At 64.5% G+C, this 13,803-nt stretch carries 15 protein-coding genes; 3 read left to right on the top strand and 12 right to left on the bottom strand.

All coding sequences use genetic code 11. The annotated features are described in order from the left end of the window. Window position 1 precedes the first annotated feature (1 nt). From V7778_RS07375 to V7778_RS07335, 9 genes are all read right to left on the bottom strand, one after another. Window positions 2-1,204 carry a THUMP domain-containing class I SAM-dependent RNA methyltransferase gene (locus tag V7778_RS07375; protein WP_442920706.1) on the bottom strand — a complete coding sequence of 401 codons (1,203 nt, stop codon included), beginning with the start codon at window positions 1,202-1,204 and terminating at the stop codon, window positions 2-4. Window positions 1,205-1,402: 198 nt separating this feature from the next. Next, a complete protein-coding gene (locus tag V7778_RS07370) occupies window positions 1,403-1,816 on the bottom strand; it encodes a CopD family protein (RefSeq protein ID WP_335553305.1) in 414 nt (137 codons plus the stop codon). Window positions 1,817-1,830: 14 nt separating this feature from the next. Then, window positions 1,831-3,096: a glutamate-5-semialdehyde dehydrogenase gene (locus V7778_RS07365; protein WP_335553303.1), complete on the bottom strand. Its 1,266-nt coding sequence runs from the start codon at window positions 3,094-3,096 to the stop codon at window positions 1,831-1,833. 147 nt (window positions 3,097-3,243) lie between these two features. Next, entirely contained in the window at window positions 3,244-4,257 is a 1,014-nt protein-coding gene (gene holA, locus V7778_RS07360; RefSeq protein ID WP_335553301.1) for a DNA polymerase III subunit delta, read from the bottom strand. A 9-nt stretch (window positions 4,258-4,266) separates the two neighbouring features. Further along, window positions 4,267-4,773 (bottom strand): LPS-assembly lipoprotein LptE, encoded by a 507-nt coding sequence (locus V7778_RS07355; protein ID WP_335553300.1) that lies wholly within the window; start codon window positions 4,771-4,773, stop codon window positions 4,267-4,269. Between the two features lie 4 nt (window positions 4,774-4,777). Then, a complete protein-coding gene (leuS, locus tag V7778_RS07350) occupies window positions 4,778-7,420 on the bottom strand; it encodes a leucine--tRNA ligase (RefSeq protein ID WP_335553298.1) in 2,643 nt (880 codons plus the stop codon). A gap of 195 nt (window positions 7,421-7,615) precedes the next feature. After that, window positions 7,616-7,942, bottom strand: a complete 327-nt coding sequence (locus tag V7778_RS07345; protein ID WP_335553294.1) for a barstar family protein — start codon at window positions 7,940-7,942, stop codon at window positions 7,616-7,618. Window position 7,943: 1 nt separating this feature from the next. Next, window positions 7,944-8,756 carry a 4-hydroxy-tetrahydrodipicolinate reductase gene (gene dapB, locus V7778_RS07340; protein WP_335553292.1) on the bottom strand — a complete coding sequence of 271 codons (813 nt, stop codon included), beginning with the start codon at window positions 8,754-8,756 and terminating at the stop codon, window positions 7,944-7,946. Next, on the bottom strand, window positions 8,753-9,286 hold the full coding sequence (locus tag V7778_RS07335; RefSeq protein WP_335553289.1) for an outer membrane protein assembly factor BamE: 534 nt from the start codon (window positions 9,284-9,286) through the stop codon (window positions 8,753-8,755). Before V7778_RS07335 ends, dapB begins: the two co-directional genes overlap by 4 nt. Window positions 9,287-9,439: 153 nt before the next feature. Here V7778_RS07335 and fur point away from each other — a divergent pair, with 153 nt between their 5' ends. After that, on the top strand, window positions 9,440-9,868 hold the full coding sequence (gene fur, locus V7778_RS07330) for a ferric iron uptake transcriptional regulator (protein WP_335553288.1): 429 nt from the start codon (window positions 9,440-9,442) through the stop codon (window positions 9,866-9,868). A 206-nt stretch (window positions 9,869-10,074) separates the two neighbouring features. On the opposite strand, the gene hrcA is transcribed toward fur, so the two are convergent. Continuing rightward, window positions 10,075-11,091 (bottom strand): heat-inducible transcriptional repressor HrcA, encoded by a 1,017-nt coding sequence (hrcA, locus tag V7778_RS07325; RefSeq protein WP_335553285.1) that lies wholly within the window; start codon window positions 11,089-11,091, stop codon window positions 10,075-10,077. A 107-nt stretch (window positions 11,092-11,198) separates the two neighbouring features. Continuing rightward, the gene (locus V7778_RS07320) at window positions 11,199-11,903 is read right to left on the bottom strand and encodes an HAD family hydrolase (protein WP_335553283.1); all 705 of its coding nucleotides are present in this window, start codon (window positions 11,901-11,903) and stop codon (window positions 11,199-11,201) included. A 192-nt stretch (window positions 11,904-12,095) separates the two neighbouring features. Between V7778_RS07320 and V7778_RS07315 the strand changes: the two genes are divergently transcribed. Further along, entirely contained in the window at window positions 12,096-12,680 is a 585-nt protein-coding gene (locus V7778_RS07315; RefSeq protein ID WP_335553282.1) for a hypothetical protein, read from the top strand. A gap of 19 nt (window positions 12,681-12,699) precedes the next feature. Continuing rightward, window positions 12,700-13,335 (top strand): hypothetical protein, encoded by a 636-nt coding sequence (locus V7778_RS07310; protein WP_335553280.1) that lies wholly within the window; start codon window positions 12,700-12,702, stop codon window positions 13,333-13,335. A 167-nt stretch (window positions 13,336-13,502) separates the two neighbouring features. On the opposite strand, the gene V7778_RS07305 is transcribed toward V7778_RS07310, so the two are convergent. Beyond that, on the bottom strand, window positions 13,503-13,670 hold the full coding sequence (locus V7778_RS07305; RefSeq protein ID WP_335553279.1) for a hypothetical protein: 168 nt from the start codon (window positions 13,668-13,670) through the stop codon (window positions 13,503-13,505). Between the last annotated feature and the right edge of the window lie 133 nt (window positions 13,671-13,803).

The following is a 13,803-nucleotide window of genomic DNA, read 5'->3' as shown; positions in this document are numbered from 1 at the left end:
TTTATTCCTGCTTCGGTTTGGCTTCTTCCCTGCGGTTGAAGCCGGCCACCATGTCGAAGCGGAACAGGCGGCATTCGAGCGCGCCGTTGAAGAACGGCGTCTTGCGCGATTCCTTCAGGCGCAGCATCTTGGGCAGGCCCAGGTCGGCCGTGAACAGGCAGGCGGTCCAGCCGGCGAAGCGCTGCTTGAGGGTGGTGCCCAGGGCCGAGTAGAAGGCCACGGCCATCTCGTCCTGCGGCATGGTGGAGTCGCCGCGCACGCCGATCCGCTCGCCGTAGGGCGGGTTGGTCAGCAGGATGCCCGGCTGCTCGGTCGGCGGGTTCACGTGCTGGGCCTCGATCTGCTTGAGCGGCACCTCGAACAGGATGCCGGCCACCTTCAGGTTATGGCGCGTCATGGCCACCATGTCGCCCGAGATGTCGGAGCCGAAAATGGTCGGTTCGCTCGGCAGCGCGTTCGGCTTGATCGCGGCCTTCATGTCCTGCCAGGCCTGGCGGTTGAAGTCGCGGAATTTTTCGAAGGCGAAGCGGCGCCGCGCGCCGGGCGGGATCCCCTGCAGCATCTGGGCGGCTTCCACCAGGATGGTGCCGGAGCCGCACATCGGGTCGAACAGCGGCACGCCCGGCTTCCAGCCCGACACCCGCAGCATGCCCGCCGCCAGGTTCTCGCGCAGCGGCGCGTCGCCGGTCTCTTCGCGCCAGCCGCGCTTGAACAGCGCTTCGCCCGAGGTGTCGAGGTAGATGATGAAGTTGCGCTGGTCGAGGAAGCCGACGATGCGCATGTCCGGCTCGCGGGTGTTGACCGACGGGCGCTTGTTGAACTGGTCGCGGAAGCGGTCGCAGATGGCGTCCTTGATCTTCAGCGTGGTGAACTCCAGGCTCTTCAGCGGCGACTTAACCGCGGTGACGTCGACGCGGATGGTGTGCTCGGTGCCGAACCAGTCTTCCCAGGGCTGCTCGAGCACCAGGTCGTAGATGTCGTTCTCGTTGTTGTAGCTGCGCTGGCCCATGCGCATCAGGACGCGCGAGGCGATGCGCGAGTGCAGGTTGACCAGGTAAGCGTCCGTCAGGGACCCGGAGCAGTGCACGCCGCCGGGGACCTGGTTGTGCACCTTCAGGGTGGTGCTCAGCTGGGCGATCTCGCCCAGTTCTTCGGCAAGCGCCGCTTCCATGCCGCGCGGGCATGGGCAAAAATAGGAGGCCATGAGGGGTACCCTTTGTCCGTTAATAAAACTGTTGAGTTACGCGTTATCTGTTTTCGCTGATAACCGTGAGACCGTCGTTCCGGCGGAGGCCGGAACCTAAGTTGACGTTCGTTGCGACTCGACGACCTTGGATCCCGGCCTCCGCCGGGATGACGGTTTTGAAACTAACTAAGTAAGGTGATTATTGCCAGCGTTCAATCAGAACGGCTTCACCACCACCAGAATCACAATCGCCAGCAGCAGCAATACCGGCACTTCATTGAAATACCTGTACCAGGTGTGGCTGCGCGCATTCACCCCGCGTTCGAACTTCTTCAGCAGCGACCCGCACGCATGATGGTAGCCGATCGTCACCACCACCAGCGCCAGCTTCGCATGCAGCCAGCCCCCGCTGACGCCATAGCCCAGCCACAGCCACAGGCCCAGCACCAGCGCCGGCACCATCAGGATGGTGGTGAAGCGGTACAGCCGCCGCCCCATGCCCAGCAGGCGCTCGGTCACGGCCGGGTTGGTCTCCTGCGCCAGATTGACGAAGATGCGCGGCAGGTAAAACAGCCCGGCGAACCAGGACGCGATGAAGACGATGTGCAGGGCCTTGATCCAGAGGTACATGCGCTTCCTTGTTGTTATTGACGTATTTCGCCGTGACCGAACACGACGTATTTCAGCGAGGTCAGTCCTTCCAGTCCCACCGGGCCGCGCGCGTGCAGCTTGTCGTTCGAGATGCCGATCTCGGCGCCCAGGCCGTATTCGAAGCCGTCCGCGAAGCGGGTCGAGGCATTCACCATGACCGAGGCCGAATCGACTTCCTTCAGGAAGCGCATCGCGCCGCTGAAGTCCTCGGTGATGATGGCGTCGGTGTGCTTGGACGAGTAGGTGTTGATGTGGTCGATCGCTTCGTCGATGCCGGCCACGATCTTGACCGCCAGGATCGGCGCCAGGTATTCGGTGCTCCAGTCTTCATCCGTCGCGGCGACGAGATGCGGATAGCCCGCCAGGATCGCGAACGACTCCGGATCGGCGCGCAGCTCGACTTCTTTCGTCTTGTACAGCTCCGCCAGGCGCGGCAGGACCGTCGGGGCGATCGCGCGCGACACCAGCAGGGTTTCCATGGTGTTGCAGGTGCCGTAGCGGTGGCACTTGGCGTTGAAGGCGACCGGCAGGGCTTTCTCGAGGTCGGCCTTGGCGTCGATGTAGACGTGGCAGATGCCGTCCAGGTGTTTGATCATCGGGACCGTCGCCTCTTCCATCAGGCGCGCGATCAGGCCCTTGCCGCCGCGCGGGACGATCACGTCCACGTATTGCGGCATGGTGATCAAGGCGCCCACGGCGGCGCGGTCGACCGTGTCGACCACCTGCACCGCCTCGAGCGGCAGGCCGGCCTTCTGCAGGCCTTCGGCCACCAGTTTCGCCAGCGCGCGGTTGCAGTGGATGGCTTCCGAGCCGCCACGCAGGATGGCCGCGTTGCCGCTCTTGATGCACAGGCCGGCCGCGTCCACCGTCACGTTCGGACGCGCTTCGTAGATGATGCCGATCACGCCCAGCGGCACGCGCATCTGGCCCACCTGGATGCCGGTCGGGCGCACCTTCATGTTCGAGATTTCGCCGATCGGGTCCGGCAGCTCGGCGATCTGGCGCAGGCCGGTCACCATGGTGGCGATGGCGGCGCTTGAGAGGGCCAGGCGGTCCAGCAGGGCCGGGGCCAGGCCGTTGGCGCGGGCTGCATCCATGTCCTGCCCGTTGGCGCTACGCAGGGCGTCGGCTTCGCGTTCGATCGCCTCGGCGATCAGGAGCAGCGCGCGGTTGCGGGTGGCGCCGTCGGCGCGCGCCATGGCGCGCGAGGCGGCCCGGGCCTGGCGGCCCAAGGTGTGCATGTGTGCGGTGATGTCCATCGTGTCGTCCAATTGCAAAGTTGGTATGCGGAGGGTGGTGCCGTCGTTCATGCGTGAGCTGGACGCGTCGGCGGGGGACCCGCCGACCCTACGTAGGGTCGGCAGGTTTCTGCCGACGCGTTCAACCGGCGCTGACAGACCGCGACGCTAGCGCGCCACCTTCAAGGCCAGCTGCAACATGGCATCCCACGCATCGCCCGCGAACTGCTTCGCGCGCAGGCCCTTGACCATCCGGTCCACCTGCGCCGCGTCCTGTAGCGCTGCCTCGAGCGTGCCGAGCGACACGCGGCGCAGCGCCGGTTCCATCATCCGCTCGCGCGGTCCCCAGATCCGGTATTCCTTCAGCAGCGCGCCCAGCGGCCGCCCCTGGCTCATCCCGGTCTTCAATTTTAGCAGCGTGCGGATTTCTTCACTGACCGCCCACAAAACCAGCGGCAGCGCCTCGCCTTCGCCCTTCAGGCCTTCCAGCATGCGCGCCAGGCGCGCCGGGTCGCCCATCAGCATCGCCTCGGACAGCTTGAACACGTCGTAGCGCGCCACGTTCAGCACGGCGTCCTGCACCTGCTCGAAACTCAGCTTGCCCGGCTCGTACAGCAGGCCGAGCTTCTGGATTTCCTGGTGCGCCGCCAGCAGGTTGCCCTCCACGCGGTCGGCGATGAAGTCCAGGCTCTGGCGCTCGGCGCTCTGTCCCTGGCCCGATAAGCGCATGCCGATCCAGCCCGGCAGCTGCGCCCTTTCCACGTTCGGGATCTCGATGTAGACCGCGGCCTGCTGCAATGCCGTCACCCACGAGGCCTTGGCGGTCTGCCAGTCCAGCTTGGGCAGGGTGATCAGGGTCAGGTTGTCGGGACTGAGGTCCTTGGCGTAGCTTTGCAGGGCGGCGCTGCCGTCCTTGCCGGGCTTGCCGCCCGGGATGCGCAGCTCGATCAGCTTCTTGTCGCCGAACAGGGACAAGGCCTGGTTGGCCGCCAGCAGCTCGCCCCACTTGAAGCTGCGCTCGACCGTGAGCACGTCGCGCTCGGTGTAGCCTTGCGCGCGCGCGGTCTTGCGGATACGGTCGGCCGCCTCCAGCGCAAGCAGGTGCTCGTCGCTGGTGATCACATACAGGGGCGCCAGCCCCTTGGACAGGTGGCCGTCGAGCGCCTCGAGCCGCAACTGCATCGTGCTTCCTCAGGCGGCCGGCTTGATCGCGGCCAGGCGGCGCAGGATCTGCTGCACCAGGTCGGTCTGCATGTCGCGGTACAGCAGCGCTTCTTCCGATTCCTTGGCCAGCACCTGGCCTTCGTCGAAGGCGATGTTGCGGCGCAGGGTGATCTCGGTCGGGGCCAGCAGCTCGCGGTTGTTGGCGTCGCGCACGCGGAACACCAGGGTGTAGCTCAGCGTGTATTCGCGCACCCGGCCCAGGCTGTTCAGCGACAGGATCGCTTTGCCGCGCGACTCGGACAGCACGTCGAACAAGGCCTGGGCCTTGGACGCGTCCTGCTCGATGCGCACGGTTTCGGCCGCGCGCAGGTTGCGCTTGAGCTCAGTGCCCAGCGGCGAAGCCTCCGGGAAGGCCAGCCAGATGCTCTGGAACGGCAGGTTGTACTGGCCGTTCGAGCCGCGCAGCTGGAAGCCGCAGCCCGCGAGGACCGCCGCCGCCAGCACCACACCTACCAGGGTCTTGAGTGCGCGCATTCGCTTACACCACGATGTTGATCAGTTTGCCCGGCACGACGATGACTTTCTTCGGCGTCCCTTCGACAAATTTCTGCACCGCTTCGGATGCCAGCGCAGCCGCCTCGATGGCCGCCTTGTCGGCTTCCTTCGGCACCTTGACCGAGCCGCGCAGCTTGCCGTTCACCTGGATCATCAGCTCGATCTCGGACTGCTCCAGCGCGGCCGGGTCGACTTCCGGCCACTGCACGTTCAGGATGTCGCCATAGGCCTGGGCATAGCCCAGGTCTTGCCACAGCGCATGGGTGATGTGCGGCGAGACGGGGTTCAGCAGGCGCAGGAAGATCGAGAAGCCTTCGGCGATCACGGCGTTGCTGGCCACGTTATCTTCGAGCTTGCTGGATTCCAGGGTATTGAGCATCTTCATGCAGGCCGAGACCACGGTGTTGTACTGGATGCGCTTGAGGTCGTAGTCGGCCTGCTGCAGCACCTTGTGCACTTCGCGGCGCAGGGTCTTCTGGGCGTCGTCGAGCGTGCCTTCCTGCTTGCCGCCGAGTGCCGCGGCGATGCGCTCGCGCTGTGCGTAGCCATAGGCCCATACGCGGCGCAGGAAGCGGCTGGCGCCTTCGACGCCGCTGTTCGACCATTCCAGGGTCTGTTCCGGCGGCGAGGCGAACATGGTGAACAGGCGCGCGGTATCGGCCCCGTACTGCTCGATCTGGGCCTGCGGGTCGATGCCGTTGTTCTTCGACTTCGACATCTTCTCGGTGCCGCCCAGGACTACCGGCTGGCCATCGGCCTTGAGAATGGCGCTTTGCGGACGGCCCTTGTCGTCGAAGGTCAGTTCGACGTCGGCGGGGTTGAACCAGGTCTTTTTGCCGGAGGCGTCTTCGCGGTAGTAGGTCTCGTTCAGCACCATGCCCTGGGTCAGCAGGTTGACGAAAGGCTCGTCGAACTTGACCAGGCCGAAGTCGCGCATGACCTTGGTCCAGAAGCGCGCGTACAGCAGGTGCATGACGGCGTGCTCGATGCCGCCGATGTACTGGTCCATCGGCATCCAGTAATCGTTGCGCGCGTCGACCATGGCCTCGTTCGAGCCCGGCGAGGTATAGCGCATGTAGTACCAGGACGAGTCGATGAAGGTGTCCATCGTGTCGGTCTCGCGGCGCGCCGGCTTGCCGCACTTCGGGCAGTCGCACTTCAGGAAGGCTTCGTCCTTGTTCAGCGGGTTGCCGGTGCCGTCCGGGACCAGGTGTTCCGGCAGCACGACCGGCAGGTCTTGTTCCGGGACCGGGACCGCGCCGCAGTCGCCGCAGTGGATCATCGGGATCGGGGTGCCCCAGTAGCGCTGGCGCGAGATGCCCCAGTCGCGCAGGCGGAAGGTGGTCTTCTTCTCGCCGATGCCCTGGCCCGCCAGGTCGCCCGCCACGGCGTTCACGGCGGCGGTGTAGTCCAGGCCGTCGTACTTGCCCGAGTTGATGGTCTTGCCCTGCTCTTTGTCGCCGTACCACTCCTGCCAGCCGTCGAGCGAGAATTCCTGGCCGTCGACGGCCACCACCTGCTTGATCGGCAGGTCGTACTTCTTGGCGAAGCCGAAGTCGCGCTCGTCGTGCGCCGGCACGCCCATCACGGCGCCGTCGCCGTAGGTCATGAGGACGTAGTTGCCGACCCAGACCGGCACCTGCTCGCCCGTCACCGGATGGGTGACGGTAAGGCCGGTCGGCATGCCTTTCTTTTCCATCGTCGCCATGTCGGCTTCGATCACGGAGCCCAGCTTGCACTCGGCGATGAAGGCGGCGAGTTCCGGGTTGTTTTTCGCGGCGTGCTGGGCCAGCGGGTGTTCCGCCGCCACGGCGCAGAAGGTCACGCCCATGATGGTGTCGGCGCGGGTGGTGAAGACGTAGAGCTTGCCGTCGTTGATCAGCTCACCGGCCTCGTCCATGATCACGTGCGGGAAGGCGAAGCGCACGCCGGTCGACTTGCCGATCCAGTTGGCCTGCATCACGCGCACGCGTTCCGGCCAGCCCGGCAGCTTGTTGTCGACGTAGTCGAGCAGTTCGTCCGCGTACTCGGTGATGCGCACGTAGTACATCGGGATCTCGCGTTTCTCGATCAGCGCGCCCGAACGCCAGCCGCGGCCGTCCACCACCTGCTCGTTGGCCAGCACGGTCTGGTCGACCGGGTCCCAGTTCACGGTGCCGGTCTTCTGGTAGATGATGCCCTTTTCCAGCATCTTGAGGAACATCCACTGGTTCCACTTGTAGTATTCCGGCTTGCAGGCGGTCATCTCGCGCGACCAGTCGATGGCCAGGCCCATCGACTCCATCTGCTTCTTCATGTGCGCGATGTTCGAATAAGTCCACTCCGCGGGCGGCACGTTATTGGCCATCGCGGCGTTCTCCGCCGGCATGCCGAACGCGTCCCAGCCCATCGGCATCAGGACGTTGTAGCCGTTCATGCGCAGGTAGCGGTACATCACGTCATTGATCGTATAGTTGCGCACGTGACCCATGTGCAGCTTGCCCGACGGGTAAGGCAGCATCGAGCAGGCGTAGTACTTGCCTTTTGGGAAACGCGGGTCGTTCTCGACGGCTTTATAGGCGTCGATCGACTTCCAGTAGGCCTGGGCGGCCTGTTCGACTTCGGCTGGACTATATTTTTCTTGCATGATTTCTTGCGGACGTGGAGGGTGGAACAGAACATTATACTGGTTCATTTTGCACTGCGGCGAAGTGTGCTGCCGTAGGGATAGCCAGCTCAAAGGATATTGTCCTTAAGACCACAAAACTAAAAACCGTCATCCCGGCGCAGGCCGGGATGACGGTTTCAAGGATAGTGGTCGGAGTCTAGGTTAGTGGCCGACTCAGCGCAGCACCAGCTCCAGCGCCGGCTTCTCGCCATAATCCTCATAGCGCTCGTTGATGCCGCCGACGCAGAAGGCGATCTCTTCCAGCAAATCCGGCACGGCCGCCTTCATCTTGGCGGCGTCCAGAATGACGATCTCCAGCACCTCGTCCGGCTTGAGCCGGAACTTGGTCATGTTCTCGTCGTCGCGCAGGTAGCTCATGCAGTCCACCCAGGCGTCGATGGAGTCCACGTACGCATCCGGAAAGCCGAATGCGCGGCGGCTTTCGGCGTGGAAGGAGGCCTCGTCGACGATGGCGGCGCCGTTCAGTTCCGCGACTGCCATGTCAAGCCTTCAGGCCCAGCACGTCCTGCATGTCGTACAAGCCGTTCGGCTTGCCCGCCAGGAAGCGCGCGGCGCGCAGCGAGCCGTGGGCATAGGTCACGCGGCTGCTCGATTTGTGGCTGATCTCGATGCGTTCGCCGGTTCCGAGGAACATGACGGTGTGGTCGCCCACCACGTCGCCGCCGCGCACGGTGGCGAAGCCGATGGTCGACGGGTCGCGCTCGCCGGTCACGCCTTCGCGGCCGTAGACGGCGCAGTCCTTCAGGTCGCGGCCCAGGGCGTCGGCGATCACCTCGCCCATCTTCAGCGCGGTGCCCGAGGGAGCATCGACCTTGTGGCGGTGGTGCGCTTCGACGATCTCGATGTCGTAGCCTTCCGAGAAGCTCTTGGCCGCCATTTCCAGCAGCTTCAGGGTCACGTTCACGCCCACGCTCATGTTGGGGGCGAACACCACCGCGGTGTTCTCGGCGGCGGCGCGGATCGCGGCCTTGCCGGCCTCGTCGAAGCCGGTGGTGCCGATCACCATCTGCTTGCCGTGGGCGGCGCAGTATGCGAGGTGATGCAGGGTGCCTTCCGGGCGGGTGAAATCGATCAGGACATCGGCCTGGTCCAGCGCGGCGGCCAGGTCGGACTGGATGATCACGCCGGTCAGCTGGCCGGCGAAGGCGCCGGCGTCCATGCCGATGGCCGGCGTACCGGCGACGTCGAGCGCGCCCGCCAGCTCGGCGTCGGGCGCGGCCTGGATCGCTTCGATCAGCATGCGGCCCATGCGGCCGCTGGCGCCGGCGACAGCGATCTTCAGGCTTGCGCTCATGGCTGCACCACAGGCGCGCCGCCGACCTTTACTGGTTCGACGGGGCGGGTCTCGGGCTTGGCCTTGGTGCCCTTGGCCGGACCGGCGATGCGGTCGATGTAGTCGCGTTCGCTCGGCAGGTTGCCGCCTTCGAAGCGTTCGACCACGTCGTTCTTGAAGTAGACGGTGACGCGGCTGGTGGTCAGCTCGCCGTTGCCGCGTGCGAGGTAAAAGGGATAGTCCCAGCGGTCGGCGTGGAAGGCATCGGTCAGCAGCGGGCTGCCGAGGATGAAGCGGACCTGGTCGCGGGTCTGGCCGACCTTCAGCTGGGCCAGCATCTCCTGCGAGACGAAGTTGCCCTGCTGGATGTCCGGACGGTAAGGCGAAAACACCCACAGGAATTTCTGCAGCTTGGTGACCTGGGTGGTCTGCGCGCCGGCATTGGCGGCCGCGGCCGATTTCTCGGCGGCGGCGGCGGTTGCGGCCGGGTCCGTGTTCACCGGCGCTGCCGGACGCGTCTGGTTACGCCAGCTGGCGCAGCCGGACAGCATCAGGGTGCACGCGAGGCCTGCAAGAAGCGCAGTCCTGGCGGAGGATCGATGAAAAACGGCATGGTTGACGCGCATAGATAACCTCAAAACGTTTGAGCGGGAGCTCCAAAACGCTATATCATAAAGCACTCCGCCAAACTACGAGCAACAAACATGAGTAACAACCCCTCCGACCTGAAGGCCAGCGGCCTGAAGGCTACCCTGCCGCGACTGAAAATCCTGGAAATCTTCCAGAACAGCGAAGTGCGGCACCTGACGGCGGAAGACGTCTACAAGATCCTGCTGGCCGATAACATGGACGTGGGCCTGGCGACCGTCTACCGGGTCCTGACCCAGTTCGAGCAGGCCGGGCTGCTCAACCGCAACCACTTCGAAACCGGCAAGGCGATCTACGAGCTGAACGCCGGCTCCCACCACGACCACCTGGTGTGCCTGGATTGCGGGCATGTCGAGGAGTTCTACGACGAAGAGATCGAATCGCGCCAGCACAAGGTGGCGACCGAGCGCGGGTTCAAGATCGCCGAGCATGCGCTGGCGATTTATGGGAATTGCGTGAAGGTGAATTGCCCGAGGAAGCAGTAAATACGGCGTGCGGTGCAAGGATGCGTTGCCGGCTGATCGACGAACTTGGGTCCCCGCCTTCGCGGGGATGACGTTCTAAAGGAGCCGACTACGATCGGCGCTCCCTGCCACCGACCTAAAAACCGTCATACCCGCCACTGGCGGCTATGACTCCCTGCGCAGGCGAGAACCCAAGTTAAAAGCACGCCGCGGACGCGTGCTTTTTTTTACGGCTGACTGAGCGCGTTGGACAGCAGCTTCGCCGTGATATCCACAATCGGAATCACCCGCTCATACGCCATCCGCGTCGGCCCGATCACCCCCAAGGTCCCCACGATCCGCCCGTTCACCTCGTAGGGCGCCGTCACCACGCTCATCTCGTCCATCGGCACCAGCTTCGACTCGCCGCCGATGAAGATCTGCACCCCGCCCGCCTTGCTGGACACGTCCAGCAGCTGCATCAAGCCGGTCTTCTGCTCGAACATCTCGAACATCTGGCGCAGCGAGCTCATGTTGGAGGAGAGGTCGGACACCGACAGCAGGTTGCGCTCGCCCGAGATCACCATGTCGTCGCCCTCGGCCATCGCCTCGCTGCCCGCCTCCACCGCGGCCTGCATCAGGCTGCCCATGTCGTCGCGCAGCTGGCGCAGTTCGCCGGTCAGGCGGGCGCGCACCTCGTCGAAGGTCAGGCCGGCATAGTTCTGGTTCAGGTAGTTGGCCGACTGGGTCAGCTGGCCGGGCGTGTAGTCGACGTCGGTCAGGAGCAGGCGGTTCTGCACATCGCCGCGCGGGTCGACGATCACCAGCAGGATGCGCTTCTCGGACAGGCGCAGGAATTCGATCTGCTGGAACACCGATTCGCGGCGCGGGCTTTGCACCACGCCGGCGAACTGCGACAGCGAGGACAGCATCTGGGCGGCGTTGGCGATGATCTTCTGCGGCTGCTGCACCGGCAGGCGCATGCGCTCGGCGGCGACGGTCTGCTCGTCGAGATGCCGTACCGTCAGCAGGGTATCCACGAACAGGCGGTAGCCGCGCGGCGTCGGGATGCGGCCGGCCGAGGTATGCGGACTGGCCACGTAGCCCATCTCCTCGAGGTCCGCCATGATGTTGCGGATCGTGGCCGGCGACAGGTCCAGGCCGGAGATCTTCGACAGCGCGCGCGAGCCTACCGGCTGGCCGTCGGCGATATAGCGTTCGACCAGCGCTTTGAGCAGGGTTTGGGCACGGTTATCGAGTTGCATGATTCCTGGAAGCAAAAGAGTTGCTGCCTATATTATAAATAGGTGGGGACGCGGCGCCGCAACTGCAAGCCTGCGCAAGGCGAGGCATGCGCCTGCTCAAACCGGTTTCAGGCATGTTCGCGCTTGAGCCAGTCGATGAGTTCGTCCAGGCTCGTCACTTCGGCGTCGGGCTCCACCAGATGAGGTATCGGGTTGCGCTTGCCGACCCGGTTCATCCAGACGGCGCGCAGGCCGGCGCGCTGGGCGCCCTGGACGTCGAGCAGCAGGTCGTCGCCCACGTACACGGCCTCGGAAAATCGCACGCCGAGCGCTGCGCAAGCGGCCTGGAAGATCTCGGGAGCGGGCTTGGCCTTGCCGAACTGGTGGGCGGCCACCGAGGCCTGGAAGTGGCGCGCCAGGCCGATGGTCTCCAGGTCGGCGTTGCCGTTCGTCACGGAGCCGATCAGCACCCGGCTCTTCAGGCGCAGCAGGCCGGGCACCACATCGTCGTAGGGAATCACGGCATTGCGCGCAGCAAAGAATTCGACCATGGCAAGCTCGACCTTGGTGGTATCCTCGCCCGCCTGCTCGAAGGCGGCGATCAGGCCGGCGCGGCGCAGCGCGCCCAGGTCGAGCTGGAATTCGGGGCGGCTGGCCAGCAGTTCCAGGCGCGCCTGGCGCAAGGTTTCGATCGTGTATTGCTGCGCCACGCGGGGCGCATGCTCGGCCAGCCAGGCATAGAGGATCTTCTCCGCTTCGATGATGACGGGCGCGATCGGCCACAAGGTGTCGTCGAGATCGAACAGAACGGCTTTTGGCCAGGGTTTTGTCATGGTGCGCGGGTTGCAGGTGTCGCCCCAAGCATAACGAGCCGCTCCTTGAAAATCAATCGCATACAGACGTCGTTACACCCCGATACAAAGGCAAATGGACCAGCAGCTTGCCAAATGGACTAAAATGTTGGGCGATTTTGTCTATCTATCCGCGCAACGCGCTTTCCCGTCCGAATATTGTGGAGTAAGTACATGAAGAGTTCCAATCTGCGTGCCGGCGCCGTGCTGGCTTGCACGCTCGCGCTGACCGCCTGCGGCGGCGGCGACGATGGCCAGCTTGCCATTGGCGGCAGCTTTTCCGGCGTGACCAAGACCGGCCTGGTGCTGACCAACAACGGCGGCTCGGACTACGCGGTCGTCCCGACCACCAGCGGCGTCGGCAACTGGTTCTTCCCGAACCTGGTGGAAACCGACTCCAAGTACAACGTCGAGGTCAAGAGCAAGCCGGACAACGTGGAAAGCTGCCAGGTCATCGCCCCTACCGGGCGCGCGGTGTTCTCGACCAACCGCGTGGATGTCGCCTGCACCTTCAAGAAACACGACCTGGGCGGCAGCGTCGCCAACCTGAAGGGCGAGCTGGTGCTGGTCAACGGCGCCGACAAGGTCACCATTCCGGCCGGCGCCACGAGCTTCGCCATGGCCAAGGTGCCGCAGGACGGCGTCTATGGCATCGCCATCCTGACCCAGCCGGCCGGCCAGACCTGCACGATCGCCAACGCCAGCGGCACCATGGGCGCCGCCGCCATCAACAACGTGGCCGTCACTTGCACCCCGTAAATTCTCCTGGAGTCATTCAATGAAGTCTTTCCCGATTCGTCCGGCGCTTGCGCTGGCGCTGGCCCTGGGTCTGTCCGCCTGCGGCGGCGGTAGCGGCAAAGCCGAGTACACGGTGGCCGGCACCGTCAACGGCCTGGTCTACCCGGGCCTGGTCTTGACGACCAACGGCATGGAAGTCGCCGTTGCCCCGCCTGCCACGACCGGCGCGGCGGTCAGCTATGCCTTCCCGAACAAGCTGGAGTACGGCGACGAATACAACGTCCAGTTCAAGCAGCAGCCGCTGCACCAGACCTGCAACTTCCAGAATGGTTACGAGCCGATCAACAAGAACACGGCCGGCCGCCTGGCGCGCATCGACGTCATCGTCAATTGCGCCGTGAACGCCTACAGCATCGGCGGCAAGATCACCGGAATGACGGCGGACGGCCTGGTGCTGGCCAACGGCAGCACCGGCGGTACGCTGACCCTGACCAAGGCGACGACCTCGGCCGCGGTCGACTACCAGATGCCGGTGGCGGTGAATTACGGCGTGACCTACGGCGTGACCGTGATCACCAATCCTGCCGGCCTGAACTGCACCATCGCCAACGCGACCGGTGTGATGGGCGACGCCAAGGTGGAGAACATCAACATCACCTGCGTGCCGCGCACCTGAGAGACATTCACAATTCTAATGTCGAGTATTTGAAAAGGAAATTGGATTTATATGCTGTGACGCAGCATACTTACTCCTGTCTCCTCCAACTCTCCTCAGAAAAGAATTGGATTTAAGCCCGCCTCAACAGCGGGCTTTTTTTTCGCCCGCTTGCCTTGCGACAGGGTTCAGCGGGCGGCGCTCACCTTCACCACGGCGACCTTGGCCATGCCGACCGAGACCTGGGCGGCGTAGCTGTCCGAGGCTTTCTCGGTCGCGGCCACCGCGTAGCTGCTGCCGCTAACAACGATCAGGGCTGCGAGGAAGATGGCTTCCATGTTCTTGAGGACGTTCATGATGTGCTCCTTCGGGTAAGTGGGTAAGCCAAATCGGCTGTCGATGGATGCACTATAGGAAAAGCGGCCGCGGGGCTCCAGCGGTGTGCGACGGACTGCGAAAAAGGTGGGGTGGAAGGTCGAAAAAGCGCGA

Source organism: Massilia sp. DD77, assembly GCF_036961685.1.
GTDB lineage: Bacteria > Pseudomonadota > Gammaproteobacteria > Burkholderiales > Burkholderiaceae_D > Telluria.
The sequence above is the reverse complement of the archived record's forward strand: the minus strand, read 5'-3'. Positions and strand labels throughout refer to the sequence as shown.

Excerpts from the sequence above, each read along its gene's own strand:
- fur (WP_335553288.1), top strand. The coding sequence starts at position 9,440 with ATGAGTAACAACCCCTCCGACCTGAAGGCCAGCGGCCTGAAGGCTACC.
- V7778_RS07320 (WP_335553283.1), bottom strand. The coding sequence starts at position 11,903 with ATGACAAAACCCTGGCCAAAAGCCGTTCTGTTCGATCTCGACGACACC.
- V7778_RS07370 (WP_335553305.1), bottom strand. The coding sequence starts at position 1,816 with ATGTACCTCTGGATCAAGGCCCTGCACATCGTCTTCATCGCGTCCTGG.
- V7778_RS07335 (WP_335553289.1), bottom strand. The coding sequence starts at position 9,286 with ATGCTGTCCGGCTGCGCCAGCTGGCGTAACCAGACGCGTCCGGCAGCG.
- V7778_RS07305 (WP_335553279.1), bottom strand. The coding sequence starts at position 13,670 with ATGAACGTCCTCAAGAACATGGAAGCCATCTTCCTCGCAGCCCTGATC.
- V7778_RS07375 (WP_442920706.1), bottom strand. The coding sequence starts at position 1,204 with ATGGCCTCCTATTTTTGCCCATGCCCGCGCGGCATGGAAGCGGCGCTT.
- dapB (WP_335553292.1), bottom strand. The coding sequence starts at position 8,756 with ATGAGCGCAAGCCTGAAGATCGCTGTCGCCGGCGCCAGCGGCCGCATG.
- V7778_RS07365 (WP_335553303.1), bottom strand. The coding sequence starts at position 3,096 with ATGGACATCACCGCACACATGCACACCTTGGGCCGCCAGGCCCGGGCC.
- V7778_RS07315 (WP_335553282.1), top strand. The coding sequence starts at position 12,096 with ATGAAGAGTTCCAATCTGCGTGCCGGCGCCGTGCTGGCTTGCACGCTC.
- holA (WP_335553301.1), bottom strand. The coding sequence starts at position 4,257 with ATGCAGTTGCGGCTCGAGGCGCTCGACGGCCACCTGTCCAAGGGGCTG.
- V7778_RS07310 (WP_335553280.1), top strand. The coding sequence starts at position 12,700 with ATGAAGTCTTTCCCGATTCGTCCGGCGCTTGCGCTGGCGCTGGCCCTG.
- leuS (WP_335553298.1), bottom strand. The coding sequence starts at position 7,420 with ATGCAAGAAAAATATAGTCCAGCCGAAGTCGAACAGGCCGCCCAGGCC.
- V7778_RS07355 (WP_335553300.1), bottom strand. The coding sequence starts at position 4,773 with ATGCGCGCACTCAAGACCCTGGTAGGTGTGGTGCTGGCGGCGGCGGTC.
- hrcA (WP_335553285.1), bottom strand. The coding sequence starts at position 11,091 with ATGCAACTCGATAACCGTGCCCAAACCCTGCTCAAAGCGCTGGTCGAA.
- V7778_RS07345 (WP_335553294.1), bottom strand. The coding sequence starts at position 7,942 with ATGGCAGTCGCGGAACTGAACGGCGCCGCCATCGTCGACGAGGCCTCC.